This is a genomic window from Arthrobacter sp. YN (assembly GCF_002224285.1).
Classification (GTDB): Bacteria; Actinomycetota; Actinomycetes; order Actinomycetales; family Micrococcaceae; genus Arthrobacter.
In genome coordinates this window covers 3,818,917-3,842,753 of the sequence record NZ_CP022436.1, presented here as the reverse complement: position 1 = coordinate 3,842,753, position 23,837 = coordinate 3,818,917, and the positions used below count along the sequence as shown (strand labels likewise).

The 23,837-nt window shown below is 61.7% G+C and carries 24 protein-coding genes; 15 read left to right on the top strand and 9 right to left on the bottom strand.

Annotation, left to right across the window (positions count from 1 at the left end; all coding sequences use genetic code 11):
• The first annotated feature begins 46 nt into the window (after positions 1-46).
• The 4 genes from CGK93_RS17625 to CGK93_RS17610 all read left to right on the top strand — a co-directional run bounded on the left by CGK93_RS17625 (position 47) and on the right by CGK93_RS17610 (position 4,749).
• Positions 47-808 (top strand): demethylmenaquinone methyltransferase, encoded by a 762-nt coding sequence (locus CGK93_RS17625; RefSeq protein ID WP_089595934.1) that lies wholly within the window; start codon positions 47-49, stop codon positions 806-808.
• A gap of 29 nt (positions 809-837) precedes the next feature.
• Complete coding sequence (locus tag CGK93_RS17620; protein WP_089595933.1) at positions 838-2,181, top strand: geranylgeranyl reductase family protein; 1,344 nt, start codon at positions 838-840, stop codon at positions 2,179-2,181.
• A 9-nt stretch (positions 2,182-2,190) separates the two neighbouring features.
• The gene (locus CGK93_RS17615; protein ID WP_089595932.1) at positions 2,191-3,294 is read left to right on the top strand and encodes a polyprenyl synthetase family protein; all 1,104 of its coding nucleotides are present in this window, start codon (positions 2,191-2,193) and stop codon (positions 3,292-3,294) included.
• 585 nt (positions 3,295-3,879) lie between these two features.
• Positions 3,880-4,749: a type IV toxin-antitoxin system AbiEi family antitoxin domain-containing protein gene (locus CGK93_RS17610; RefSeq protein ID WP_089595931.1), complete on the top strand. Its 870-nt coding sequence runs from the start codon at positions 3,880-3,882 to the stop codon at positions 4,747-4,749.
• Between the two features lie 182 nt (positions 4,750-4,931).
• Here CGK93_RS17610 and CGK93_RS17605 read toward each other — a convergent pair whose 3' ends face one another.
• Both CGK93_RS17605 and CGK93_RS17600 read right to left on the bottom strand, forming a co-directional pair.
• Complete coding sequence (locus CGK93_RS17605; RefSeq protein WP_089595930.1) at positions 4,932-5,357, bottom strand: hypothetical protein; 426 nt, start codon at positions 5,355-5,357, stop codon at positions 4,932-4,934.
• Between the two features lie 13 nt (positions 5,358-5,370).
• Positions 5,371-6,042, bottom strand: a complete 672-nt coding sequence (locus CGK93_RS17600; protein ID WP_089595929.1) for a trimeric intracellular cation channel family protein — start codon at positions 6,040-6,042, stop codon at positions 5,371-5,373.
• 63 nt (positions 6,043-6,105) lie between these two features.
• On the opposite strand from CGK93_RS17600, the gene CGK93_RS17595 reads away from it, so the two are divergent.
• The 10 genes from CGK93_RS17595 to CGK93_RS17550 all read left to right on the top strand — a co-directional run bounded on the left by CGK93_RS17595 (position 6,106) and on the right by CGK93_RS17550 (position 16,678).
• Positions 6,106-6,828 carry a sirohydrochlorin chelatase gene (locus CGK93_RS17595; protein WP_232481367.1) on the top strand — a complete coding sequence of 241 codons (723 nt, stop codon included), beginning with the start codon at positions 6,106-6,108 and terminating at the stop codon, positions 6,826-6,828.
• A gap of 154 nt (positions 6,829-6,982) precedes the next feature.
• Positions 6,983-8,725, top strand: a complete 1,743-nt coding sequence (locus CGK93_RS17590) for a nitrite/sulfite reductase (RefSeq protein ID WP_089595927.1) — start codon at positions 6,983-6,985, stop codon at positions 8,723-8,725.
• A complete protein-coding gene (locus CGK93_RS17585) occupies positions 8,722-9,474 on the top strand; it encodes a phosphoadenylyl-sulfate reductase (RefSeq protein WP_089595926.1) in 753 nt (250 codons plus the stop codon). The genes CGK93_RS17590 and CGK93_RS17585 overlap by 4 nt, the downstream gene beginning before the upstream one ends.
• Positions 9,471-10,433 carry a sulfate adenylyltransferase subunit CysD gene (gene cysD, locus CGK93_RS17580; protein ID WP_232481366.1) on the top strand — a complete coding sequence of 321 codons (963 nt, stop codon included), beginning with the start codon at positions 9,471-9,473 and terminating at the stop codon, positions 10,431-10,433. Before CGK93_RS17585 ends, cysD begins: the two co-directional genes overlap by 4 nt.
• The gene (locus tag CGK93_RS17575; RefSeq protein ID WP_089595925.1) at positions 10,434-11,837 is read left to right on the top strand and encodes a sulfate adenylyltransferase subunit 1; all 1,404 of its coding nucleotides are present in this window, start codon (positions 10,434-10,436) and stop codon (positions 11,835-11,837) included.
• A 99-nt stretch (positions 11,838-11,936) separates the two neighbouring features.
• On the top strand, positions 11,937-12,890 hold the full coding sequence (mmuM, locus tag CGK93_RS17570) for a homocysteine S-methyltransferase (RefSeq protein WP_089595924.1): 954 nt from the start codon (positions 11,937-11,939) through the stop codon (positions 12,888-12,890).
• A 156-nt stretch (positions 12,891-13,046) separates the two neighbouring features.
• A complete protein-coding gene (locus tag CGK93_RS17565; protein ID WP_089595923.1) occupies positions 13,047-14,198 on the top strand; it encodes an ABC transporter substrate-binding protein in 1,152 nt (383 codons plus the stop codon).
• 97 nt (positions 14,199-14,295) lie between these two features.
• Complete coding sequence (locus CGK93_RS17560) at positions 14,296-15,027, top strand: ABC transporter ATP-binding protein (protein ID WP_089595922.1); 732 nt, start codon at positions 14,296-14,298, stop codon at positions 15,025-15,027.
• Complete coding sequence (locus CGK93_RS17555; protein WP_089595921.1) at positions 15,017-15,961, top strand: ABC transporter permease; 945 nt, start codon at positions 15,017-15,019, stop codon at positions 15,959-15,961. Before CGK93_RS17560 ends, CGK93_RS17555 begins: the two co-directional genes overlap by 11 nt.
• A gap of 177 nt (positions 15,962-16,138) precedes the next feature.
• Positions 16,139-16,678 carry a hypothetical protein gene (locus CGK93_RS17550; protein WP_089595920.1) on the top strand — a complete coding sequence of 180 codons (540 nt, stop codon included), beginning with the start codon at positions 16,139-16,141 and terminating at the stop codon, positions 16,676-16,678.
• A 110-nt stretch (positions 16,679-16,788) separates the two neighbouring features.
• On the opposite strand, the gene CGK93_RS17545 is transcribed toward CGK93_RS17550, so the two are convergent.
• Positions 16,789-17,406 (bottom strand): DUF305 domain-containing protein, encoded by a 618-nt coding sequence (locus CGK93_RS17545; protein WP_089595919.1) that lies wholly within the window; start codon positions 17,404-17,406, stop codon positions 16,789-16,791.
• A gap of 693 nt (positions 17,407-18,099) precedes the next feature.
• Between CGK93_RS17545 and CGK93_RS17540 the strand changes: the two genes are divergently transcribed.
• The gene (locus CGK93_RS17540; protein WP_089595918.1) at positions 18,100-18,657 is read left to right on the top strand and encodes a dihydrofolate reductase family protein; all 558 of its coding nucleotides are present in this window, start codon (positions 18,100-18,102) and stop codon (positions 18,655-18,657) included.
• A gap of 50 nt (positions 18,658-18,707) precedes the next feature.
• On the opposite strand, the gene CGK93_RS17535 is transcribed toward CGK93_RS17540, so the two are convergent.
• The 6 genes from CGK93_RS17535 to CGK93_RS17510 form a co-directional block, all read right to left on the bottom strand.
• Entirely contained in the window at positions 18,708-19,238 is a 531-nt protein-coding gene (locus tag CGK93_RS17535; RefSeq protein ID WP_157731872.1) for a hypothetical protein, read from the bottom strand.
• A gap of 107 nt (positions 19,239-19,345) precedes the next feature.
• A complete protein-coding gene (locus CGK93_RS17530) occupies positions 19,346-19,897 on the bottom strand; it encodes a hypothetical protein (RefSeq protein WP_157731870.1) in 552 nt (183 codons plus the stop codon).
• An 86-nt stretch (positions 19,898-19,983) separates the two neighbouring features.
• Positions 19,984-20,508, bottom strand: a complete 525-nt coding sequence (locus CGK93_RS17525) for a hypothetical protein (protein WP_157731864.1) — start codon at positions 20,506-20,508, stop codon at positions 19,984-19,986.
• A 107-nt stretch (positions 20,509-20,615) separates the two neighbouring features.
• On the bottom strand, positions 20,616-21,248 hold the full coding sequence (locus CGK93_RS17520) for a hypothetical protein (RefSeq protein WP_157731861.1): 633 nt from the start codon (positions 21,246-21,248) through the stop codon (positions 20,616-20,618).
• Between the two features lie 6 nt (positions 21,249-21,254).
• The gene (locus CGK93_RS17515; protein WP_089595913.1) at positions 21,255-21,779 is read right to left on the bottom strand and encodes a hypothetical protein; all 525 of its coding nucleotides are present in this window, start codon (positions 21,777-21,779) and stop codon (positions 21,255-21,257) included.
• Positions 21,776-23,695 carry a hypothetical protein gene (locus CGK93_RS17510; RefSeq protein WP_089595912.1) on the bottom strand — a complete coding sequence of 640 codons (1,920 nt, stop codon included), beginning with the start codon at positions 23,693-23,695 and terminating at the stop codon, positions 21,776-21,778. The genes CGK93_RS17515 and CGK93_RS17510 overlap by 4 nt, the downstream gene beginning before the upstream one ends.
• Positions 23,696-23,837 lie beyond the last annotated feature (142 nt).

Genomic DNA, 23,837 nt, shown 5'->3' with positions numbered 1-23,837 from the left:
TTCTACAGCGCAGCAAAGTCGGCTGAATGTCTGAGACAATTACAGGGTGAACCGAGCATCCTTGGAAAAGCGTCCGGACGAAGTTGCGACGATGTTTGATGATGTCGCCCCAAAATACGACGTCGTCAATGATGTCCTGTCCATGGGGCAGACCCGGCGTTGGCGCCGGATCGTGGTTGATGCCGTGGATGTGAAGGTTGGCCAGAAGGTCCTGGACCTCGCCGCCGGCACCGGAACCTCCAGCGAACCCTACGCAGACGCCGGCGTGGACGTTGTGGCCTGCGACTTCTCCTTGGGGATGCTGAAAGTGGGCAAGCGCCGCCGCCCGGACATCGACTTCATCGCCGGTGACGCCACCAACCTGCCGTTCGCGGACAACAGCTTCGACGCTTCGACCATCTCCTTCGGCCTGCGCAACGTCGTAGAACCCCGCAAGGCCCTGGAGGAAATGCTGCGGGTCACCAAGCCCGGCGGCCGCCTGGTCATTGCCGAGTTCTCGCACCCCGTAGTGCCGCTGTGGCGCAACCTCTACACCGAGTACCTCATGCGTGCACTCCCGGCCATCGCCACCAAGGTGTCCTCCAACCCGGACGCCTATGTGTACCTCGCCGAGTCCATCCGTGCCTGGCCGGATCAGGACCACCTGGCGCAGTGGCTCAGCGACGCCGGCTGGACCGACATTACTTACCGCAACCTCAGCGGCGGCATCGTCGCCGTGCACCGAGCACAGAAGCCCGCCGAGCACCGCGAAAGTGTTCCCGTGGCCAAGCTTCGCCGCCAGATCAAGCCGCGCCAACAGGCCGGCTGACCCCGTACCGCCTGCTGATTTAGGACGACGTGAAAGTACTGATTGTTGGCGCGGGCCCGGCCGGGTCCACCGCCGCGTATTACCTCGCCCAGGCGGGCATCGACGTCACGGTGCTGGAAAAGACCTCTTTCCCGCGTGAGAAAGTGTGCGGTGACGGCCTCACCCCGCGTGCCGTCCGCGAGATCCAGAAGCTTGGGCTGTCACACGCTGTGGAGGACGGGTGGCGCCGGAACAAGGGCCTCCGCCTCATCGCCGGCGGTCGCACCATTGAGCTGCCTTGGCCCGAGGTTTCCGACTTTCCCACGTATGGCCTGATCCGCACGCGGCTTGGCTTCGACGAATCGTTGGCCCGGCACTCCGAGGCCGCGGGCGCCGTCGTTCTTGAACGCCACAGCGTCACCTCCGCTTTGACCGCCGACGACGGCCGCGTTATCGGCGCACGGGCGTCCATCCTTGACGAGTCCGGACGCAAGACGGGCGAAACGCGCGACTTCCATGCCGACGTCGTGCTCGCTGCGGATGGCAACTCGACACGAACCGCCGTGTCGCTGGGGATGCACAAGCGCGACGACCGTCCGCTGGGCGTCGCCGTGCGTACCTACTTCACGTCCCCTCGTCATGACGACGACTGGATGGAAGGCTGGTTGGAACTTCCCGGCAAGTCCGGCAAGCCGCTGCCCGGTTACGGCTGGGTCTTCGGTGTTGGCGACGGCACCTCCAACGTGGGCCTGGGCATCCTGAACTCCTCCAAGGAGTTCGGCAAGCTCGACTACAAGCAGGTCCTGCGCGAATGGACCGCCGGCATGCCCACCGAGTGGGGCTTCACCCCTGAAAACCAAGTGGGAGAGATCCGCGGCGCCGCGCTGCCCATGGGCTTCAACCGCACCCCGCACTACTCACCCGGGCTGCTCCTGCTGGGCGACGCCGGCGGCATGGTGTCCCCGTTCAACGGCGAAGGCATCTCCTACGCCATGGAGTCCGCGCGGTTCGCGGCAGAGTTCCTGATCGACGGTGCGGCGCGTTCGGCTTCAGCCGGTTGGTCAACGCACGACGCCGACGCGCACCTTTCGCGGTACGCGGACTATGTGCGGGACCAGTGGGGATCGCACTTCACGCTGGGTCGCGCCTTCGCATTCTTGATCGGCAAGCCTGCCGTAATGAAGCTCGCCTTGCGAACCGGGATGCCGATTCCTGTGCTGATGCGCTTTGTGGTCCGGATGCTCGCCAACCTCACCGACCCCGCCGCGAAGGGCTTCGAAGACCGTGTCATCCGGGTCCTCGAGATGCTGGTTCCGGCCACGTCCAACACTTCCTCTGCCCGTGCCCTGACGCCGGCAGGCACCGACACCGCGGTTTCCGCACCAACTAGTTAGGGTTAACCCGTGACGAACTCTGCCGAACACAGCTGGACGCATGCCGGGCACGGCTTGCCGCAGGCTGTTGAGCCTGCTCCCAACACCACCGCGATCGCAACTGGACTCCAGCTGCCCGCCGGTTTCGCTGCCATTGCCGGTGATCCGGAGCTGGGTCCTGCCATCACCACCAACCTCGCCCGGGTGGAGAAGAAGCTCCGCGAAGCCATCTCCAACTCGGACCCCCTGGCTGATGCAACGTCGCGTCACCTGGTGGAAGCCGGTGGCAAGCGGATCCGCCCCCTGCTCACCCTGCTGTGCGCCCACCTTGGCGATGCTTCACGTCCCGAGGTTGTCCAGGCTGCAGTAGTTGTGGAGCTTACGCACCTCGCCACGCTCTACCACGACGACGTAATGGACTCCGCTCCCTTCCGCCGTGGCGCTCCTACGGCCCATGAAGTGTGGGGCAACTCGGTGGCCATCCTCACCGGTGACCTCATTTTCGCCCGCGCATCCATCCTGGTGTCCGAGCTCGGCTCCCGCGCTTTGGGCATCCAGGCACGAACCTTCGAACGTCTGTGCCTCGGCCAGCTTCACGAAACCGTGGGACCGCGCGAAGACGAAGATCCAGTGGAGCACTACCTCTCCGTCATCGCGGATAAGACTGGCTCTTTGGTGGCCGCATCCGGGCAGCTCGGTGCGATCTTTGCCGGCGCCGATGAAGCCTTCGAAGACCTGCTGGTTGAATACGGCGAGAAGGTGGGCGTTGCCTTCCAGCTGGCGGACGACGTCATCGATGTCACCGGTGTGAAGGTCAAGTCCGGCAAGTCCCCGGGCACCGACCTCCGCGAAGGCGTGCCCACGTTGCCTGTGCTGCTGCTGCGCCGCGACGCCGCTGCAGGAGATGCCTCGGCCACTGCTCTCCTGGAATTGATCGACGGCGACCTGTCTTCCGACGCCGCCCTGGCTGAGGCCGTGGCCGGCCTGCGCGAGCACCCGGTGACCAACGAGTCCTGGAAGATCGCCCGCCAGTGGTCCGCGGAAGCCGTCGCTGCCCTGGCCCCGCTGCCCGAGGGAGTGGTGAAAGCCTCGCTGACCAACTTCGCGCATGCCGTGGTGGACCGCAGCAGCTAGGTTTTTCTTTGCCTTCGCAGGCGTCCGGTCTTTTGTAGGCCGGGCGCCTGTTTTTTGTTGTCTGGATTCCGGATGCAGGCCCTTCGCCGTCGGGGAACCGGTACCGTCACCACCTACTTTGAGTGTTCGCGCGTGATGACTCGCCTGTGGTGGCGGCGTGTTGGGCTGCTGGTGGAATCAAAGTGGGTGGTGGCCGCGCGCGCCCAAACTTGAAGTTTCCGGAAAAACGGAATGGCCCCGGTTCGTTGCAACGTTACGAGTCATACGCTGCACCGAACCGGGACCACAATCTCCGTTCGCATCAGACCCACCGGAGGCATTTAGTGGATCCGTGAAAAGCTTATGACAATCCTGTCACATATGCAACTTTCTGGGTCAACGGTTTTTTCTTATCTGCCGTGCGATTTACAGCGAAGCGCCGAGCCTCCATCACCCACTTTGAATCACGGAACGAGGGGACTCGCCGTACATGGGGTGTGTCGCAAGGTTCCGGGCCGGCAAACAAGGTGGTGGAGGTACCCATAGTTGTCCACATACGGAAGTTCCCGGCAACCGCAGGATGCTCCCCGAACCCAGCATGGCTGAATGGATATCAATGATTTCCTCCGCAGCCGGCACGGAGCAGCCAGAACGGAAACCCTTAGGAAGGTCGGCTTTACCAAGCGGGCACTGGCGAAGGCTGTCAATGACGGGGCTGTCGCTCGCCTACACCGAGGTGTTTATACCTCGGCCGATGCGGATCCCGACGTTGTTGCAGCGTTCCGCGCCGATGGCCTACTCACCTGCGTCTCGGCAGCCCGGTTTTATGGTCTGTGGACTCTTGGGGGAGCAGAGGAAGTCCATCTGAGCTGCAGCACTGGCCTTGCGCGGCGGCGCGTGGTGCATCACGGGGCCTGCACGCACCCTGTGCATCCCTATCTTCCGGTGGCAGGTGTTGGCGACGTCCTCCTGCACGCTATGCGATGCCTGCCTGAATTGGAGGCTTTGGTCATGGTGCAGAGCGCCGTAAGCCAAGCGCTCCTGACCACCGGTTTCCTGCGGCGGAAACTCCCCGGAAACCGGAACGGCAAGGTTCGTGCAATCTTGGATGCGGTTCTGCCCAGGTCCGACTCACTCTTGGAAGTGCTCGCGCACACCCACTTCACCAGGGCTGGACTTAAGGTCCAGATGCACGCGGACGTCCCGGATGTAGGTGAAGTGGACTGCTTGGTCAACGAATGCCTGATTGTTGAACTCGACGGCGGCACACACCTTGAGGGGAAACAGGTCAAGAAGGACCAATACAGGAACAACGCAGCCATGCGCAGAGGGCTGTTGAGCCTTCGCTATTACTACGCGGACGTCGTTCATCACCCGGAGAGGATGGTTGCCGAGGTCAAGGCAGTCCTGCGCAACAGGGAAGTTGGCCGCTATGCGCCGGCGAGGTACGCACCAGGGTGGGTTCCGCCGTCGTGAGTTCGCGTCTCCGTTGTACCGCCACCACCCACTTTGACCGCAACTTTCCAGCGACACACCACCTCGACGGCGTGTCAGAGCCATTTCAAAATCAAAGTGGGTGGTGGAGGCACACGGGCCACAACGAAAACAGCCCCTTTCCTGACCAGGAAGTCAGGAAAGGGGCTGCTGCAAATGGGGAATTAGTCTTCGTCGTCGTTGAAGGCCCACTCGAACATGTCGAACGCGAACTCGGAGAACGTGCCTTCCTCGCTCTTCCACTGGCCGCGGGCGTTGTTGCGTCGCCAGACGATGGGGTCCGGGATGCCGAGATCGGCGGTGCGGAAGCCCCAGGTGAACTGCTCTTCCTCGTCCTCAAGGAACATGAGGAAGCCTTCGTCGTCCACTTCGAGTTCCTCGGGATCCCAGAAGTAGTGGTAGGCCTCCATGAGGTCTTCGCAGCCACCGATTGCGAGGTAGAACTCGCGCAGGACCAGCGGGATGGTGAAGGTGTGATCGGAGAGGGCGTCGTCCAGTTCGTCGGGCGTGAGGCCGTCTTCTTCCTGCCATTCATCCTCGAGATACTTTGGGACCAGCGCGCGGAACTTCTCGAGGAACATGTCAGTCATGTTCTTATCCTAGCTAATCCCGGGCACCCGAAATTGCGCCTGGGCCGGCGCCGGGGCGGTGCCAGCCACGAACGGCCAGCGGGACGTGCCAGCTGCGTCGCCAGGCCGTCACGCGGAAGGCGAAAACGACCGCTGCCACAACGCACGCTGTGAGCCCGGTGAAGGTACCCAGATGCCAGAGGAGCGTGGTGAGGCCCGCCCCCACAAACGCCGGGAGCGCATAGAGATCGCGGGCATTAAACAGCGTAGGAATTTCGTTCGCCGTAATGTCGCGCAGCAGGCCGCCGCCCACAGCCGTGGTGACACCGAGCAGGATCGCGGCCACGGGGTTCATCCCGGCAGTCAGGGCCTTGAGCGTTCCGGTGATGCAGAACAGGGCCAGCCCACCGGCGTCGAACAGTGTTAACAGGGACGTGAAGCGCTGGACCGAGGAGAACAGGAAGTAAACCAGCATCGCAGCGAGCAGCGGGGGAGCCAGGTAGGCCGGATTTGTGAAAGCAATCGGGGGACCGGCGTTGATGACGATGTCGCGGATCACGCCGCCGCCAAGGGCAACAATGGAGCCGAGGAGCACAGAGCCAACGATGTCGAACTGTTTGCGGGCGGCCAGCAGGGATCCCGAGACCGCGAAGAAGAACACGCCAACCAGGTCAAGCCAAAGGAGGACGATGTCGATGGAAATCAAGTGGACGGGTTCTTTCTGGATACGACTCTCAATAGATGCTGGCTCAACGTTACGCTAGCTCCCATGAACAGCCCCGTTTTGATCGCTTGCGCCCACGGAACCCGGAACGCCGAAGGGCAGGCTGCCATCCGTCGTGTGATGGCGGAAATTGAAGCCCTCCGTCCCGGTTTGCGCGTGGTTGAGGCGTACGTCGACGTCCAGGAGCCCGAGCTGGGCGGCGTGGTGGAGGGCCTGCCGAAGGGGACTGCCGCCGTCGTCGTACCGCTTTTGCTTTCCACCGGCTTCCACATCAAGGTGGACGTGCCCAAGGCCATCAAGACCCGCCCTGAGGTAGTGGCCGCCCGGCCGTTGGGTCCGGACCCGCGGCTCGCTGAGTTGTTGGCCACACACTTGCGCGCGGCGGGGCTGCAGGAGCACGACGGCGTCCTGCTGGCTGCCGCGGGATCGTCCCTTCCGGACGGCTCGGTTGATTCGGAAGAGCAGGCGCGACTGCTCGCCGAGCTGCTGCCGAACAAGGTACGGGTGGCCTATGGTGCCAGCGCCCAGCCAACAGTGCCCGACGGCGTCGCCTCCTTGCGTGCCGAACTCGCGGCCGAACTCGCCTCCGAACCGAGCGGACCAGCAGGCAGGGTCTTCATTGCCTCGTACCTGCTGGCGACAGGCTATTTCCACGACCAGTTGGCGAAGGCCGGCGCGGACGTCGTTGCGGCGCCGTTGCTGCCGTCCAAGGTGCTCGCGGAGATCGCGCTGGAACGGTACGACGCAGTGTTGGAAAGGCTCTCCTAACCTTTATTCACGCGGAAAAGGGGCCCAAATCGACCTGCACAAAACACGTCCTCCGGACAAGGCCGCTGGCGTGTTCGTGACGAAATGTTTCCCTAGGTGACTTAGCATTTCCGGACCTTTGCTGGCGAAATCTGGCCAGACCTACAGTCGATGTATGACAGATACAGCTGTAGCCGGTGCGTCCTCGGACACCGCAGTTCCCTCGCGCCCGGCGCGCACCCGCCCTGCCGCCAAGCCCCACGGCCAGTGGAAGGTTGACGGCACCGCGCCACTGAATGCCAACGAAACCTGGAAGCAGGAAGACAACGGACTGAACGTCCGTGAGCGCATTGAGTCTGTCTACTCCAAAGAGGGCTTCGATTCGATCGACGGTACTGACCTCCACGGCCGCTTCCGGTGGTGGGGCCTCTACACCCAGCGCAAGCCCGGGATCGACGGCGGCAAGACCGCAACGCTGGAACCGCACGAGCTCGAAGACAAGTACTTCATGCTGCGCGTGCGCATCGACGGTGGGGCACTGACCACCGAGCAGCTGCGAGTCATCGGACAGATTTCCGTGGACTTCGCCCGCGGCTCGGCCGACCTCACGGACCGCCAGAACATTCAGCTGCACTGGATCCGTGTCGAAGACGTGCCGGAGATCTGGCGCCGCCTCGAGGGCATCGGGTTGTCCACCACGGAAGCCTGCGGCGACGTTCCGCGTGTCATCCTTGGCTCCCCGGTTGCCGGGATCGCCAAGGACGAGATCATCGATCCCACTCCGCTGATTCACGAGCTCGCCGAACGATTCATCGGCGACCCCGAGCTGGCCAACCTGCCGCGCAAGTACAAGACCGCCATCACGGGCCACCCGTCGCAGGACGTGGTGCACGAGATCAACGACTTCGCTTTGGTTGGCGTCGTCCACCCTGAGCTTGGCGTCGGCTACGACCTCTGGGTTGGTGGCGGCCTCTCCACCAACCCGCGCCTTGCCGAACGCCTCGGTGTGTTCGTCTCGGCCGACGTCGCCGCTGAAGTATGGCTGGGCGTCACCAGCATCTTCCGCGACTACGGTTACCGCCGCATGCGCACCAAGGCCCGTCTGAAGTTCCTCATGAACGACTGGGGTCCGGCCAAGTTCCGCCAGATCCTGGAGGACGAGTACCTCGGCTTCAAGCTTCCCGACGGCCCTGCCGCTCCCAAGCCCACGGCTCCCGGGGATCACATTGGCGTCCACGAGCAGAAGGATGGCAAGTTCTTCATCGGCGTGACCCCCACTGTGGGCCGCACCTCCGGCGAGGCACTTGTCACGCTGGCGGACACTCTGGAGAAGCACGGCAGCTACCGTTTGCGTACTACTCCTCACCAGAAGCTGGTCATCCTGGATGTGGTCAAGGAGCAGGTGGAGCCGCTCATCGCCGAACTGGACACCTTGGGCCTCTCCGCCCGTCCGTCCGTGTTCCGCCGCGGCACCATAGCCTGCACGGGCATCGAGTATTGCAAGCTGGCCATCGTGGAAACCAAGGTCACGGCTGCTACGGCCATCGCTGAACTGGAACGCCGCCTGGCCGACCTCGTGGAGTCCAAGCAACTGCCTTCAGCACTGTCCCTCCACATCAACGGCTGCCCCAACTCCTGCGCACGTATCCAGACGGCCGATATCGGCTTGAAGGGCATGATGCTGCCAACGCCCGACGGCGACCCCACCCCGGGTTTCCAGGTCCACCTCGGTGGCGGGCTGGCGAACAACGAGCGCGAGGAAGCCGGTCTGGGACGTACGGTCCGCGGCCTCAAGGTCACTGTGGAAGACCTGCCCGACTACGTGGAGCGTGTGGTCCGTAAGTTCGTCGCCGTTGGCGCCGAGGGCCAGACCTTCGCTGAGTGGGCACACTCCGCCGATGAAGGAGATCTCCAATGACAGATCCCGTCACCATCACCAACCTCGCCAGCGCAGCAGCCCGTCCGGCGCTGCGGTCCCATGAGGAGCTCAAGGCCCTGGCCGAGGCCGGTGCGGTAGAGCTCGGCTGGAACGCCTCCGCCACCGAAGCCATCGCCTGGGTGGCCCGCAACTTCGAGCTGCCTACGGTGACGGTGGCCTGCTCCATGGCCGACGCCGTCCTGCCGGCTTTGGTCGCGGACCAGCTTCCCGGCGTCGACGTCTTGTTCCTGGAAACCGGCTACCACTTCAAGGAAACGTACGAGACGCGCGACGAAGTCGCAGCGAATCTCCGCGTCAACGTGGTGGACGTCCTTCCGGAAAACACCGTGGAGCAGCAGGACCGCCTCCTGGGCAAGGATCTGTTCGCCCGCGACCCAGCCCAGTGCTGCGCACTGCGCAAGGTCCAGCCCCTGCGCCGGTCGCTGGCCGGCTACGAGGTGTGGTTCACCGGTGTTCGCCGCGACGAGGGACCCACACGTACCAACACGCCGGTGGTCACCTGGGATGAAGGCTTCGGCCTGGTCAAGGTGAACCCGATGGTCGACTGGACCTTCGATCAGCTGATCGAGTACTCCGAGGACAACATCCTTCCCGTCAACCCCCTCCTGAGCCAGGGCTACCCGTCCATCGGCTGCCAGCCCTGCACCCGCAAAGTGGCCCCGGGTGAAGACCCCCGCGCAGGCCGCTGGGCAGGTTCCGACAAGACAGAATGCGGACTACACACATGAGCACCCAAACAACAACGGACGCCTACGCAGCAGATGCCGCCCCCGCCCCTTCGGCTCTGGAATCGACTCGTCTTTCGTCGCTGGACACCCTTGAGTCCGAAGCCATTCACATCATCCGTGAGGTCGTCGCCGAGTTCGAGAAGCCTGCGCTGCTGTTCTCCGGCGGCAAGGACTCCGTGGTCATGCTTCACCTGGCCACGAAGGCGTTCTGGCCGGGCAAGGTTCCCTTCCCGGTCCTGCACGTGGACACAGGCCACAACTTCCCGGAGGTCATCGACTTCCGGGACCGCACTGTTGAGCGCCTCGGCTTGAAGCTGGTTGTCGGCTCGGTCCAGGAATTCATCGACCGAGGTGAACTGGCTGAGCGTGCCGACGGCACGCGCAACCCGCTGCAGACCGTGCCGCTCTTGGACGCCATCCAGCGCAACAAGTTCGACGCCGTGTTCGGCGGCGGCCGCCGTGACGAGGACAAGGCCCGCGCCAAGGAGCGCATCTTGAGCCTCCGTGACGAATTCGGCCAGTGGGATCCGCGCAACCAGCGCCCCGAGCTGTGGAACCTGTACAACGGCCGCCACACGGTGGGCCAGCACGTCCGCGCGTTCCCCATCAGCAACTGGACCGAGCTGGACATCTGGCGCTACATCGAGCGCGAGAACATCGAGCTCCCCGGCCTGTACTACGCCCACGAGCGCGAAGTTTTCGCCCGCGATGGAATGTGGCGCGCGGTGGGCGAAGTCTCCCAGCCGCTGCCCACCGAGGAAGTCATCACCAAACTGGTGCGCTACCGCACGGTGGGGGACATGTCCTGCACAGGTGCTGTGGAATCCGATGCCCGCACCGTGGCCGACGTCGTTGTTGAAGTCGCTGCCTCCACCCTGACCGAACGTGGCGCCACCCGAGCAGATGACCGCATCTCCGAGGCAGCCATGGAAGACCGCAAGAAGGACGGCTACTTCTAAATGAGCACCGAAACACTGGCTGCCGGGCTGGAAACAGCCCTGCCCACAACATTGTTCCGTTTCGCTACTGCCGGCTCGGTGGACGACGGCAAGTCCACTCTGGTGGGCCGCCTCCTTCACGATTCCAAGGCGATTCTTGCTGACACGCTCGACGCCGTTGCCCGCACCTCTGCGGACCGCGGTTTCGGCGGCGAGAAGGGCGGGATCGACCTCGCCCTCCTGACCGACGGCCTGCGTGCCGAGCGCGAGCAGGGCATCACCATCGATGTGGCCTACCGCTACTTCGCTACGGACCGCCGCAGCTTCATCCTGGCGGACTGCCCCGGCCACGTTCAGTACACCAAGAACACGGTGACCGGCGCGTCCACTGCGGATGCCGTCGTCGTACTGATTGACGCCCGCAAGGGTGTGCTGGAGCAGACCCGCCGGCACCTGTCCGTTTTGCAGTTGTTGCGCGTTGCCCACGTGATTGTGGCCGTGAACAAGATTGACCTGGTGGAGTTCAGCGAGCAGGTGTTCCGCGACATCGAGACCGATGTGCAGAAGGTTGCACGCGAGCTCGGACTGGGTTCCGATGGTGTTGCTGACTTGCTGGTGGTCCCCGTTTCCGCCCTTGATGGCGATAACGTGGTGGACCGCTCCGAGCGCACCCCTTGGTACACCGGTCCTGCTCTGTTGGAGGTCCTCGAAACCCTCCCGGCCGCTGACGAGCTCGAGGCCGAACTGGAGAGCTTCCGCTTCCCTGTCCAGCTGGTGATCCGTCCGCAGGGTGCCTTGGCTCCGGATGCTGTTGCTGCCGGGCTCGATGTGGAGGCGTATCGCGATTACCGTGCCTACGCCGGCCAGATCACCGAAGGGTCGGTCAAGGTTGGCGACGAAGTGAGTGTCATCAGCCCGGGCCACGAACCGCGCACCACCACGGTGATCGGCATCGACTTCGCCGGCCAGTCGTTGGACGAGGCCGCAGCACCGCAGTCGGTGGCTGTTCGCCTGGCTGACGAGATCGACATCGCCCGTGGCGACACCATCGCCGCTGCCGGTACGGTCCGCGAAAGCACTGCAGACCTGTATGCGTCGTTGGCTTGGCTCTCGCCGAAGCCGTTGCGTGAGGGCCAGAAGGTCCTGGTGAAACACGGTACGCGCACGGTCCAGGCACTGGTCCGGAACGTCACCGGCAAGCTGGACCTCGCCACGTTCAACGTTGAGCCGGCGACCAACCTGGAACTTAACGACATCGGACACGCACAGCTTCGGCTCTCTGCTCCGTTGCCGTTGGAGAACTACCTGCACCACCGCCGCACCGGCGCTTTCCTGGTGATCGACCCCATCGACGGCAACACCCTTGCCGCCGGCTTGGTCAAGGACCACCCGGGCGACCACGAAGACGAACGTTACGTCATCTAGGGTCACACGTAGTCACAAAACCGCAGCTTGTTCGCGACTCCTCACGTTGTACGGCGGGAATTTCGGACAAGCTGCGGTTTTCTTTTTGGGGAAGGACCCATGCCACAAAACACCACGCTCAGCACGTACTTGGCCGCCGGCAAGGACTTGGTCCTGGACGGCGCCCTGGCCACTGAACTCGAGGCGCATGGCTGCGACCTGGAGGATTCGTTATGGTCCGCTAAGGTCCTCCTGGAGAAGCCGCACCTGATCAAGCAAGTCCACCGCGACTACTTCGACGCCGGTGCCTCCGTGGCCATCACGGCCAGCTACCAGGCCACTCCGCAAGGTTTTGCACGGCGCGGCTTGTCCGTTGATGAGTCGTTGGAGTTGGTGGCGTTGAGCGTCCGGCTGGCCGACGAAGCCCGCCAGGAAGCCTTGGCGGAGGGTTCTGCGAACGGCCCTTTGCTGGTGGCCGGATCGGTGGGCCCCTACGGCGCCTACCTTGCCGACGGCTCCGAGTACCGCGGTGATTACACACTTTCTGCCGCGGAATTCCGGGACTTCCACCGCCCGCGTATCGCGGCGCTGGTGGAGGCCGGCGCGGATTTCCTGGCGTGCGAGACGCTGCCGTCTTTCGCCGAAGCGGAGGCGCTGTTGGCGCTCGTGGCAGAGTTCGACGTCGAATCCTGGTTTACGTTTACGCTGCGGGACAGCGGCCACATCAGTGACGGAACGCCCCTTGCGGACGTGGCTGCGCTGCTCAGCGCGGAACCGCGGGTGGCCGCCGTCGGAGTCAATTGTGTGCCGCTGGAACTGGTGACGGACGCGCTGGGCACTCTCCAGCAGTCCTCCGACAAGCCGCTGGTGGCTTACCCGAATTCCGGTGAAACGTACGATGCCGTGACCAAAACGTGGGGTCCGTCGGAGGGCGTTCAGGGCACCGGAACCTTGGCTGGAAACGCAGCCGTTTGGCAGGACCGGGGCGCCCATCTCATAGGTGGCTGCTGCCGCACAACTCCGCGCGACATTGAAGCCCTCGCGGCGAATATGACGCCACGTGAACCTGCGTGAACCTTGATTTCTACGGGATTGAAGCCGAAATATGACAGTCCCTACTGTGAAGGCATGACCTCTCCGGAATGGTCCTTGCTTGCCCTCGACGGGCGATGTCACGGGGCCTGATCTTCGCCCCCACTTCGCATCCCACATTCATAAGGACCCACCCTCATGTCAAACACTCCCGAGTCACAGAAACCGGATTCCGGTACCACCCGCATCGTTGCCGGTGAGACCGCGTCCAAGCCCAAGCGCCGCCGCACTGTGGAGATCGCGCTGGCCGTCGGCCTGGTGCTGCTGATCGGTGCAGGCGCCGCGGTTGCTTCCGCTGTTTCGCAGAACAACCAGGCCGCGCCGGCACCCACCACGTCCCCGGCTGCTGAGCTGAAGCTCGGCTACTTCAGCAACGTCACGCACGGCCCGGCGCTGGTAGGCACCAGCAAGGGCCTGATCGCCAAGGAGCTCGGCGACACCAAACTCAGCACGCAGGTCTTCAACGCCGGCCCCGCCGCGATCGAAGCCCTGAACGCCGGCGCCATCGACGCCACGTACATTGGCCCGAACCCGGCCATCAACTCCTTCGTCAAGAGCAAGGGCGAGTCCATCAGCATCATCGCCGGTGCAGCTTCCGGCGGTGCGCAGTTGGTGGTCAAGCCGGAGATCAACTCCGCGGCCGATCTCAAGGGCAAGATCCTCAGCTCCCCGCAGCTCGGTGGAACCCAGGACGTGGCCCTTCGCGCCTGGCTCGGTGACCAGGGATTCAAGACCAACACCGATGGCAGCGGCGACGTCAACATCAACCCCACCGAAAACGCCCAGTCGCTGAAGCTCTTCCAGGATGGAAAGCTCGACGGCGCGTGGCTGCCTGAGCCGTGGGCCTCCCGCCTGGTGCTCGAAGCCGGGGCGAAGGTCCTGGTGGATGAGAAGGACCTGTGGGAGAACGGCGACTTCACCACCACCATCCTGATCGTGAACAAGAAGTTCGCTGCGGAACACCCGGAAACCGTGAAGGCTCTTTTGAAGGGCCACGTGGAATCCGTGAACTGGCTCAACTCCGCCTCGGCTGAGGAGAAGGCGACCACCATCAACGCGGTCCTCAAGGACACGGCAGGCAAGCCGCTGCCGGCCAACGTGATTGAGCGGGCGCTCCAGAACATCAAGTTCACTACAGACCCCTTGGCCGGAACGTACAACAAGCTGCTGAAAGACGGTGTCAAGGCCGGAACCACCCAGCAGGCCGACATCAACGGCATCTTCGACCTCCGCACCTTGAACGAGGTTGAAGGCAAGAAAACCTCAGCCGCAGGTCTTGGCCAGGACTAAGCAGTAACGGGCTGGTCCGCTTCCCCTCTCATCGGGCGGGGATGCGGGCCGGCTTTTGGCCGCATCAGCTCTACCAATCAACACGAAGGACGGGACCATGCCAGTCGTACTCGAGAACCTGGGCAAGCGCTTCGGCGACGGCGCCCCGGTGCTGGACGACGTCAACGCCACCATCGCGCAAGGCGAGTTCGTCGCCCTCCTCGGTGCGTCCGGCTGCGGTAAGTCCACCTTGCTGAACATCATGGCGGGACTGGAACCGCCGACGTCGGGCGCTCTTGAAGTACCCAGCGACGGCGCTGCCTTCATGTTCCAGGACGCGGCCCTGTTCCCGTGGCTGACCGCGCGCGGCAACATTGAGTTGGCGTTGCAGTTGGCTGACAAGTCCAGCACCAAGGCGAGCCGGCGTGCCCGTGCCACCGAACTGTTGGAACTGGTCCACTTGGGCGGCGCGGGGGATAAGCGTCCCCACGAACTGTCCGGCGGCATGAGGCAGCGCGTTGCGTTGGCCCGTTCCCTGGCCCAGGACCGGCAGCTGCTGCTGATGGATGAGCCGTTTGCTGCCCTTGACGCGATCACCCGCGATCTTCTGCATGACGAGCTTGAGCGGATCTGGAAGGAAACGGGCCGGACCATCGTGTTCGTCACCCATAACGTGCGCGAAGCTGTTCGACTGGGTCAGCGCGTGCTGCTGCTGTCCTCGCGTCCCGGCCGTGTGGTGGCCGAATGGGATGTCACCGAGGAACACCGTACCGATGCCGGCCGTGCCGGGGAGCTGACCGGAGTCATTACCCGCCGTCTTCGCGAGGAGATCCGCCGCCATGCCAAGTAATCCCATCACCACCGAAGAGCGGACCCTTCCCGTGACTGAATCCAAAGAGCACATCACCTCGCCGTCGCTGAAGGGCAACGCCTCGGAACTCCGGGACCTTGAAGCCGGTCTGGACAACCTCCAGTCGGACACGGGCCGCAAGCGCGGTATCGAATGGAAGCGTGTCCTGCTGCCCGTCGCTGCGCTTGTGGTGCTTATCCTCGCGTGGCAGTTCTACGTTTCGCTTGGATTCAAACGGCGCGACCTCGTTCCCGGGCCCCTTGACGTCCTCACCCAGTTCGTGACCATGTGGGGCGAAGGCAAAGTCCAGGAAGCGGTGTGGACTTCGCTGCAGCGTGGTGTGATCGGGTTCCTGATTTCGGTGGTCATCGCGACGCCCGTGGGTCTGATTCTGGCTCAGGTAGCCCCCTTGCGCCGTGCGTTTGGACCTCTGATCTCCGGCCTGCAGGTACTCCCCTCCGTGGCGTGGGTTCCTGCCGCCATCATCTGGTTCGGCCTGACCGACGCCACCGTCTACTTCGTGGTGTTCATGGGCGCCATCCCGTCCATCATCAACGGACTCATCTCCGGTGTGGACCAGATCCCGCCGCAGTACCGCAGCGTGGGCACAGTCCTTGGCGCGAACCGGCTCCAGATGGCCTTGCAGATTGTCCTGCCCGCCGCGCTTCCCGGGTACATCGGTGGGCTGAAGCAGGGCTGGGCTTTCTCCTGGCGCTCCCTCATGGCCGCCGAAATCATCGCAGTGGGCGGCACCATCGGCTTCGGGCTGGGCTCGCTGCTGGATCAGGGTCGACTGCTCTCCGATATGACCATTGTGATGTCCGCGATCCTGCTGATCCTGTTCGTAGGCATCTTGATCGAGCTCCTGGTGTTCGGGCCGATCGAGAAGCGACTTCTCCAGCGCCGGGGTTTGCTGGCCGGTAGCAGCCGCTAACCATTGGAGTTTTTGTACACGTAATGCCCTTAAGAGTGCTTCTTAGGGGCATTACGTGTACAAAAACTCGCCCTTCCCGGCCGGATCTGGTTTCGACCCGGACGAAATGCTACGTTGCCACCAGCCTTTGCATGTGGGGGAGGCGATTCCCGGGAGTCGTGTGAAGGGTGGCAGGTCATGACCATGCAGCAAAGAACACTGGTGTCGGTTGCTGTAGCTGCACTGCTTTCCATGACGTCGTGTGCAGCGGCGGCCCCGCAGCCCGACGCGGAAGCGAAGGCCGCTGTTCAGACTCTTATCGAGCGGGCAATCGACCGTAGGAATCATCAAGTTATCCCCGGTTTCTCCTCCACTCAGGAGGAGATCAGTCAGGATTTCGTGCCGGACGCAGTTGAGCGTATTGAGCTGGAGTACGGACAGCTCCACCAACGCAGGGACGCGATTGCTCCCCATGGCGTCCTTTTGACGGACAGCGGCTCGGAGATCTCCATCAAGAAATTCACCATCACCGATGCCGGCGCCAACATAGAGATTTCGGAGCAGACACAGCTGGAACACGGTCCGGTGAACGGCGTGCAAGGCCCCAGCGAAGGCTACGTCTACGACCAAAAAGTTGAACTGGCAAAATCCGGGGAAGGCTGGAAGATCGTCAGTATCTCCCCTCTCAGGCCGGGCAAGCCTTACCCGACGACAATTGTTGATCCAGACACGCTTTAGGCGATCGGCACTTCGCGTCGGCCGCTGCATAACAGTCGACTTCCGGACGGCGCGCAAAGGCTCGACGGCGACCTCCCGCCGTCGAGCCCTTGCGTCACCAGACGGTGAGGTTAGAGTCCGGTCAGCAGATCCCGCATTTCCCGAATCTCTGCTTCCTGCGCCGTGACGATGTCCTTGCCTAGCTGGACAGCCTCCGGGTTCTTGCCCTGGGCTATCTCGGTTTTGGCCATGGTCACAGCACCTTCGTGATGCGCGATCATCTGCGTGAGGAAGAGCTTGGCCGCTTCAACACCCTGGGCATCCCTAAGCTTCTGCAGGTCCGCCTCGCTCAGCATGCCGTCCATGCCGTGGCCGCCATGCCCCGAGGATCCCATGACAGGCATGTTCCAGCTCCTCAGCCAACCGGTCATCTTCTCGATTTCGGGTGCCTGCGCGTCTTTGATCTTCACGGCCAAGTTGGTAATCGAGGCCGGGATGTCAGCCTTTGCCAGCATGACGTCGGACATCTCCACCGCTTGGGAGTGATGGGGGATCATCATCTGGGCGAACATGGTGTCTGCGGCGTTGTGCCCGGCGTCGCTGCTGTTCGCAGAGGGGCTGATGGAGGTGCCGGAACTTCCATGGTCCATGCCCGGCATGGAACCGGAGCCGGGGTTGGAAGCGCAACCAGCCAGGGCCAGCAGAGTTGCGAGAGCCGCTCCGGTCACAGTGAAGTGAGTTCTGTTCATGAGTAAAAGTCCTTTGCATTTCGGGCGGCGGTGATAGTCAGCCGCCCGGTAGTCAGCAGATGGTGAATGGATGTGCGGTCCCGGCTGTTACCGGACCATCCAGTGCTCACGTACGGCTGATGCAGAGTTGCCCGGGTGTAGGACCGTGGGGTTGGTAGGACCAGGACGGAAGAATGGTGGGCAGTTCCCACGATGCAGGGGTGACTTCGCCTGTCGTGCCGGGTGGGGGAGCGCTCAGAGAAGCTGTTGTGAGGGATGGGATGCAACCGGCAGCCTGAGTGCAGGAGCAGCTTCCAAATTCCGTGCCGTGATCGTCGCCAGCCGATGCACCGCTCACCTCATGAGAAGGGCCGTGCGCGTGGTGGGATGAGGAGGTGCTCACTACAGGTGATGCCGCATGAGACGCATGCGTTCCCCCTGCCCCATGCGGACCGCTGATGATGTGCATTCCGAATATGCCTGCAATAACGGCCGTTACCAGAAGTAGAAGCAACGCCCGCACGAGGGAGGCGGCAAGAGCTTGAGGGGACAGCAGTTTGCTCACGATGCTTCACCACCTTCGTCTATTTCCGATGCCGACAGTATACCCCGGTAGGGTATAAATGAGCGATTCATTTTCTGCTGGCGCTGCCTGCCCTTGGCATTCCTCCGTTGTCCGCTGCGCCATTGCGATTCGCGGCCTAGAATCGTCGAATGGGCCTTCTAACGTTCAGCATCAACGTCACGCTCGATGGTTGCGTGGACCATCAGGAGGGCATCGCCGACGACGAGACGCACGCCCACTTCACGCGTCTCCTGGATCAGAGCGGCGCAATGCTCTGGGGCCGGACTACCTACGAAATGATGGAGGTTTACTGGCCCTTGGTTGCCCGTGGCGAAGTAGAAGCGCCGCCAGCCCTACGCGAGTGGGCGATCACCTTGGAGGGAAAACCCAAGTACGTCGTTTCCACAACGCGGAGCGACTTCCCCTGGACCAACAGTCATCGGCTGGTTGGCCAACTGGGTACGGCCGTTCAGGAGCTTAAGGACAGGACTCCCAAAGGGGTGCTTGTTGGCAGCGGGAAACTAGCAACAGAGTTGGACCGATTGGGCCTGATCGACGAGTACAAATTCCTCATCCACCCCATGATCACAGGCCACGGACCCACCCTTTACCAAGGCGGACTGCCCAGCACCCGGCATCTTGAGCTGATCTCAGCAGAGCCGCTCAGTAACGGAGCGGTGGCGATGCATTATCGCCGGGCTGTCTGACGAATGTGCAGGCAACATGACAACACCAACCATCCCCATGAACTCCGGTTTTAGAAATCTCCACCGGGATATATGCCCTCGGGCAATGTGAAGCACGGCGAACCGGAATCAATGCGAATCTGATGTGGGGCTAACCCTTCGGCGACAATATAGTTTTCATCGCTTGTGTTGTGAGGGCTTACTTGGACTTCGTAGGATCCTCTGATATCAAGCCTGTTCCCGACTTCGTATTGTCCAATTTGATAGTGGGTTTCGACTTCTTTCAGGATCGGCTCGATTTTGGTTTTTCCGGTGACCGTGATTGTCGTTGAACCATTCCAGCTGTGCTGGGTCTTGTTGCAGGACAAGAGCACGCCCTTCTTCTTCTGATCGATCGAGATAACAGCTTCTTTTGGGATCAGGGCGGCGATCTCCAGTTCCATTGCTTGTGTATGAGCTTTCGCTTGCTGCCATGTCAGCTCAGCATTCATCGTTGCCTCCTGTGTTTTGGCCGCAGTTGGCACAGTCGACTCCGTCGAACTCCCGGTGGGTGGCCCGGCGCAACCGGCAAGCCCGATTGAAACGACCAGCATCAACGCCATGGCGCCGCTCCGAACCCTCATCGAATCGCACTTCCCAGCATGTCCATGAGCGCCTGTTCGTTGTCCTCGCTATTAGAGGAGATGAGGTTACGGTTGTTCATGAGGACCTAAAAATCCCCACCCGGGTAGATGCCCTCGGGCAAGGTGAAGCACTCAGATCCTGATGCAATACGGATTTCGTTTGGAGACAATCCTTCGGAGACGATGTAACTCTCCCCTGGAGCAGGCGGGTCGATTTGGATTCGATAGTTTTCGTTTACATTTCTATCTACGGACACATTTAAGCCATTCGCACGGTAGTGGGCTTCGATGTCCTTCACGACCGACTGGATTTTGGTTCCTTCAGCTACCGTGACCGTGGTTGAAGCATTCCAGTTGTGCTGCGTCTTGTCGCAGGACAGAAGCACGCCCTTCTTCTTCTGATCAATCGAGATGACAGCATCTTTTGGGATCAGCGCGACGATCTCCAGTTGTATGGCTTGTGCGTGGGCTTTAGCTTCCTGCCAGGTTAGTTCAGCTTTCATCGGTTCCTCTTGTGTTTTAGCAGGCGTTGGCACGGTCGACTGGATTGAACCCGTGTTGGGGTTTCCAGCACAAGCGGCGAGCCCGATCGAACCTGCCACCAGCCACAACGCCATGGCACGGCGACGCGCCCTCATCTAGCCACAATTCCAAGCATGTCTTTGAGTACTTGCTCGTTGTTTTCGTTGTTTGAGTCGATGAGGTTGTGGTTGTTCATGAGGACCTAAAAATCCCCGCCCGGGTAGATGCCCTCGGGCAAAATGAAGCACTCAGATCCCGAGGCGATACGGATTTCATTTGGGGCCAAGCCTTCTGCGACGATGTAGTTCTCCCCGCCTCCCAGATCGATTTGGATTCGATAGTCTTCGTCGACATTCCTGTCGGCGGATACTTTCGTTCCTTTCGCCCGGTAGTGGGCTTCGATGTCCTTCACGATCGGCTCGATGTTGGTTCCTCCAACGACCGTGATGGTAGTGGAACCTTTCCATTTGTGTTGGGTGCTGTTGCAGGACAGAAGCATGCCCTTCTTTTTCTGATCAATGGAGTAATCAGCATTTTTTGGGATCAGGGCGGCGATCTCCAGTTCCATTGCTTGTGTATGAGCTTTCGCTTGCTGCCATGTCAGCTCAGCATTCATCGTTGCCTCCTGTGTTTTGGCCGCAGTTGGCACAGTCGACTCCGTCGAACTCCCGATGGGTGGCCCGGCGCAACCGGCAAGCCCGATCGAAACGACCAGCATGAACGCCATGGCGCCGCTCCGAACCCTCATCGAATCGCACTTCCCAGCATGCACTTGGGCACTTGCCCGTTGTCCACGCTGTACGAGGCGATGAGGTTCTGGTTGTTCATGAGAATCTAGAAATCCCCACCCGGGTAGATGCCCTCGGGCAATGTGAAGCACGGCGAACCTGAATCGATGTCTATCTGATTTGGGGCCAATCCTTCGGAGACGATGTAGTTCTCCCCAGGCGCAGGCGGGTCGATCTGAATTCGATAGTCTTCGTTTAGATTCCTATCGGCGGATACTTTGGTTCCTTTCGCCCGGTAGTGGGCCTCGATGGCTCTCACGATCGGCTCGATTTCGGTTCCTTCGGCAACGGTGATGGTCGTGAAACCCTTCCAGTTGTGCTGGGTCTTGTTGCAGGACAGAAGCATGCCCTTCTTTTTCTGATCAATGGAGATATCAGCATTTTTTGGGATCAGGGCGGCGATCTCCAATTCCATTGCTTGGGTGTGGGCTTTCGCCTCCTGCCAGGTCAGTTCAGCTTTCATCGGTTCCTCTTGTGTTTTAGTAGGTGTTGGCACAGTCGACTGGATTGAACCCGTGTTGGGGTTTCCAGCACAAGCGGCGAGCCCGATCGAACCTGCCGCGAGCAACAACGCCATGGCACCGCGACGCGCCCTCATCGAGCCACAATGCCAAGCCTGTCTTTGAGTACTTGCTTGCTTGTCTTCGCTTGTGGAGGCGATGAGGTTCTGGTTGCTCATGAGGATCTAGAAATCCCCACCCGGGTAGATGCCCTCGGGCAAAGTGAAGCAAGGCGAACCTGATGCAATGCGAATGACGCCGGGATCGTCCTCCCTGATGAGATACATTTCCGAGGTGGCCGGATCGCTTATCTCAACACGAAAGGTGCCTTGTATGGTCCGGTCGCTTGAGACCTCAAAACGATGATCCGTGTAGTGTGCCCGAGCAGCCGTCTCAAGTTCTTTCACGACAGATTCAGCTTCGCTTTCCTGAGTCAGCGTGATCGAAGTCGAACCGTTCCAGTTGTGTTCGGTATTGCTGCAGGATAGGAGAACGCCCGTCTCTTTCTGGACTATGGAAGTAATCTTGTCCTTTGGGATCAAGGCCGCGATCTCCAGCGCTTCCTTTTCCGTGCTTGCTTTAGCTTCCTGCCACCTCACTTGCGTAACCACGTTATGTTCCTCTCTTGGAATGTCCGAAGTTGCGCAGCTTGAGACGCCACCAATGGTCACGATCGCGGCGATGTAGGCTGCAAAGTTGGAAATTTTCATCGTTTCAACACCTCAGACACTTCATCCAAAACCCTCCGGTTGTCCTTGCTGTTTGAGGCAATGAGGTTGTGGTTTTCCATGAGGATGTTCCCTTCTTCGACGGTGTTAATCGCCCTGAGTTGGTCGTCGTGGGGGCCGCGGTAATAGTGCTGTTCGAACTCATCCCGATGAATGGGGTTATTTCCATCCCACACCACCCCTCTCTTCGTGATGAGGTTGGGAACTCCCTGACCATGGACGAGCAGATCATAGTAGTACAGGTTCGAGTATTCCGTGGTTGGCTGTGGTTTCCAGTCCGGGAGCATTCCGGCCCCGGCGAGGGATATTACTTTGTCATATCGGGCTCCGGCGACTTCGGAGCTGGTGAGGTTCGCCAGGCCCCAGCTGTGTCCGATGCCGGTTTGTTCGGCACCGTTCAGGTAGGGGTCAGTGCGCATCCCGGTCTCGAAACCTGCCAGTTGCTGCCCCGAGGTGCGTGCGAGTTTCTCATCGTTCGCCTCACCAATTCTCGCCAGGTTGGGGCCGCCGGCGGTGTCCGCCTCTCCGGGGAACCGCCCATCCTTGTAGACGAATGCCACCGTCCCCGGCACGTTGTTATTGAGGTATCTCGAGACCTGCTGTACGCCGCCTGTGTAGAAAATGTTCATTCCGGTGAAGGTTCCTGGAACGTAGGTGATCACGTGCCGTGTGTCGGGGCCCGGGGTGCCGATCATTTCCACGATCCGGGACTGGTCCCGGTCATAGAGGTAAAGCTGAACTTGCCCAGCTTCCACCTGCTTCAGATAGGCGACCTCATTTTCCAGCATTTTTGTTCGGTTCGGGTCGTGGTGTGCTTGCCCGATCCCCGACAATTTCCGGGCTGTTTCCAGGTCTTTCTCCGCCGCGCGGAGCAGGCTTGGCGCGTTCAACTGGTTCGCCCGGACCCTAGCCAGTGCGGGCATCCCGTCCAAAGCGCCGAACATGGCCGGAGCCGCAGCCAGCAGCAGCTCCTGTACCTGCGTGAACCCGGACTCGTTCACTGCAGTGTGGGCTCCCGTTTTCATGCCCGCCCACCAAGCCCCGATTTTCGATGGGTCCATGCCTCGCAGGGTCTGCTGCCATCCGGGTATTGTGGCCAATGCCTTCACGTCAGCCTCGGAGGCAGTGGACAAGTAGCCCAGCAGCGCCGAGCCCGATAAGGTCATCGGCGCCGTTGCAAGCACAAGAACGCCGTTCGATACCGTTATCTGCCCGAGGTCACCGCTCCCACCGGCAGCACGGAACGTCGACGCGATGTCGGAAAGCCGGGTCGCGTCCTGATGGTTGTCTTCCAGGAACCGTCGCAGCCCGCCACGGACAGCGTCGAGATCAGAGTGCACCCAGGAGCACTTGTCCTCGAACTCGGACACAGCTGCACTGACTCTGTTGGCCGCGCCTCGGTCTGAGTCGTCCTGGATCCTGAAGGTTGACACTGCGGAGTCCAAGGTGTCCGGATCAGCGGAACTCGCCCCACCAGTGCTTCCACTCGCCCAGACACGAAACCCCTGCCGTGCAGTCTCCACGCTCACCACCGGACGGTCAGTCGCCTCCATCGACGGGCGCGGCCCCACATCCACTGCAAAACCGCCGCCAGCACGCGCCCAACCGGAGGCAAGCGCCCACTCCGTCACCTGATCCAAGCGACGCTGCTCAACCTCCGCGGCGCTCTTCGCTTGCTGTACCCGACGGGCAACGTCTTCCAACATATGGACCAGCTCCGTACGGGCCGCCCGTTCAGCGGCAACGTTCTCCCGGAAACAGTCAGCGAACACGCCCCGGAATTCCGTAAGAGCAGCAGTCGAGATCGCTTCCCGCCCGCCGCGTTGATCCTGCAACGTACGCGCTGCGTCTCGACATGCACCGATCAGACGATCGGCAACCCCCGTGTCGAAATTCATTTTACTCCATCAAATAGATAAACCCCCGACGGCTCCACTATACCTAACGCGCTCGACGGATTCTGAATCACTTTCGGAAAGCGCTGAACGCTGGACGAGCGGCTCCGTGGAATTCTCCGGGCCCCCGCGGAGTTGTCCCGAA

Bases quoted from the DNA above. Each gene is read 5' to 3' on its own strand.
- CGK93_RS17610 (WP_089595931.1), top strand. From the start codon at position 3,880: ATGGATATCAATGATTTCCTCCGCAGCCGGCACGGAGCAGCCAGAACG.
- CGK93_RS17605 (WP_089595930.1), bottom strand. From the start codon at position 5,357: ATGACTGACATGTTCCTCGAGAAGTTCCGCGCGCTGGTCCCAAAGTAT.
- CGK93_RS17595 (WP_232481367.1), top strand. From the start codon at position 6,106: ATGAACAGCCCCGTTTTGATCGCTTGCGCCCACGGAACCCGGAACGCC.
- CGK93_RS17590 (WP_089595927.1), top strand. From the start codon at position 6,983: ATGACAGATACAGCTGTAGCCGGTGCGTCCTCGGACACCGCAGTTCCC.
- CGK93_RS17585 (WP_089595926.1), top strand. From the start codon at position 8,722: ATGACAGATCCCGTCACCATCACCAACCTCGCCAGCGCAGCAGCCCGT.
- cysD (WP_232481366.1), top strand. From the start codon at position 9,471: ATGAGCACCCAAACAACAACGGACGCCTACGCAGCAGATGCCGCCCCC.
- CGK93_RS17575 (WP_089595925.1), top strand. From the start codon at position 10,434: ATGAGCACCGAAACACTGGCTGCCGGGCTGGAAACAGCCCTGCCCACA.
- mmuM (WP_089595924.1), top strand. From the start codon at position 11,937: ATGCCACAAAACACCACGCTCAGCACGTACTTGGCCGCCGGCAAGGAC.
- CGK93_RS17565 (WP_089595923.1), top strand. From the start codon at position 13,047: ATGTCAAACACTCCCGAGTCACAGAAACCGGATTCCGGTACCACCCGC.
- CGK93_RS17560 (WP_089595922.1), top strand. From the start codon at position 14,296: ATGCCAGTCGTACTCGAGAACCTGGGCAAGCGCTTCGGCGACGGCGCC.
- CGK93_RS17555 (WP_089595921.1), top strand. From the start codon at position 15,017: ATGCCAAGTAATCCCATCACCACCGAAGAGCGGACCCTTCCCGTGACT.
- CGK93_RS17550 (WP_089595920.1), top strand. From the start codon at position 16,139: ATGACCATGCAGCAAAGAACACTGGTGTCGGTTGCTGTAGCTGCACTG.
- CGK93_RS17545 (WP_089595919.1), bottom strand. From the start codon at position 17,406: ATGAACAGAACTCACTTCACTGTGACCGGAGCGGCTCTCGCAACTCTG.
- CGK93_RS17540 (WP_089595918.1), top strand. From the start codon at position 18,100: ATGGGCCTTCTAACGTTCAGCATCAACGTCACGCTCGATGGTTGCGTG.
- CGK93_RS17535 (WP_157731872.1), bottom strand. From the start codon at position 19,238: ATGGCGTTGATGCTGGTCGTTTCAATCGGGCTTGCCGGTTGCGCCGGG.
- CGK93_RS17530 (WP_157731870.1), bottom strand. From the start codon at position 19,897: ATGAGGGCGCGTCGCCGTGCCATGGCGTTGTGGCTGGTGGCAGGTTCG.
- CGK93_RS17525 (WP_157731864.1), bottom strand. From the start codon at position 20,508: ATGGCGTTCATGCTGGTCGTTTCGATCGGGCTTGCCGGTTGCGCCGGG.
- CGK93_RS17520 (WP_157731861.1), bottom strand. From the start codon at position 21,248: ATGAGCAACCAGAACCTCATCGCCTCCACAAGCGAAGACAAGCAAGCA.
- CGK93_RS17515 (WP_089595913.1), bottom strand. From the start codon at position 21,779: ATGAAAATTTCCAACTTTGCAGCCTACATCGCCGCGATCGTGACCATT.
- CGK93_RS17510 (WP_089595912.1), bottom strand. From the start codon at position 23,695: ATGAATTTCGACACGGGGGTTGCCGATCGTCTGATCGGTGCATGTCGA.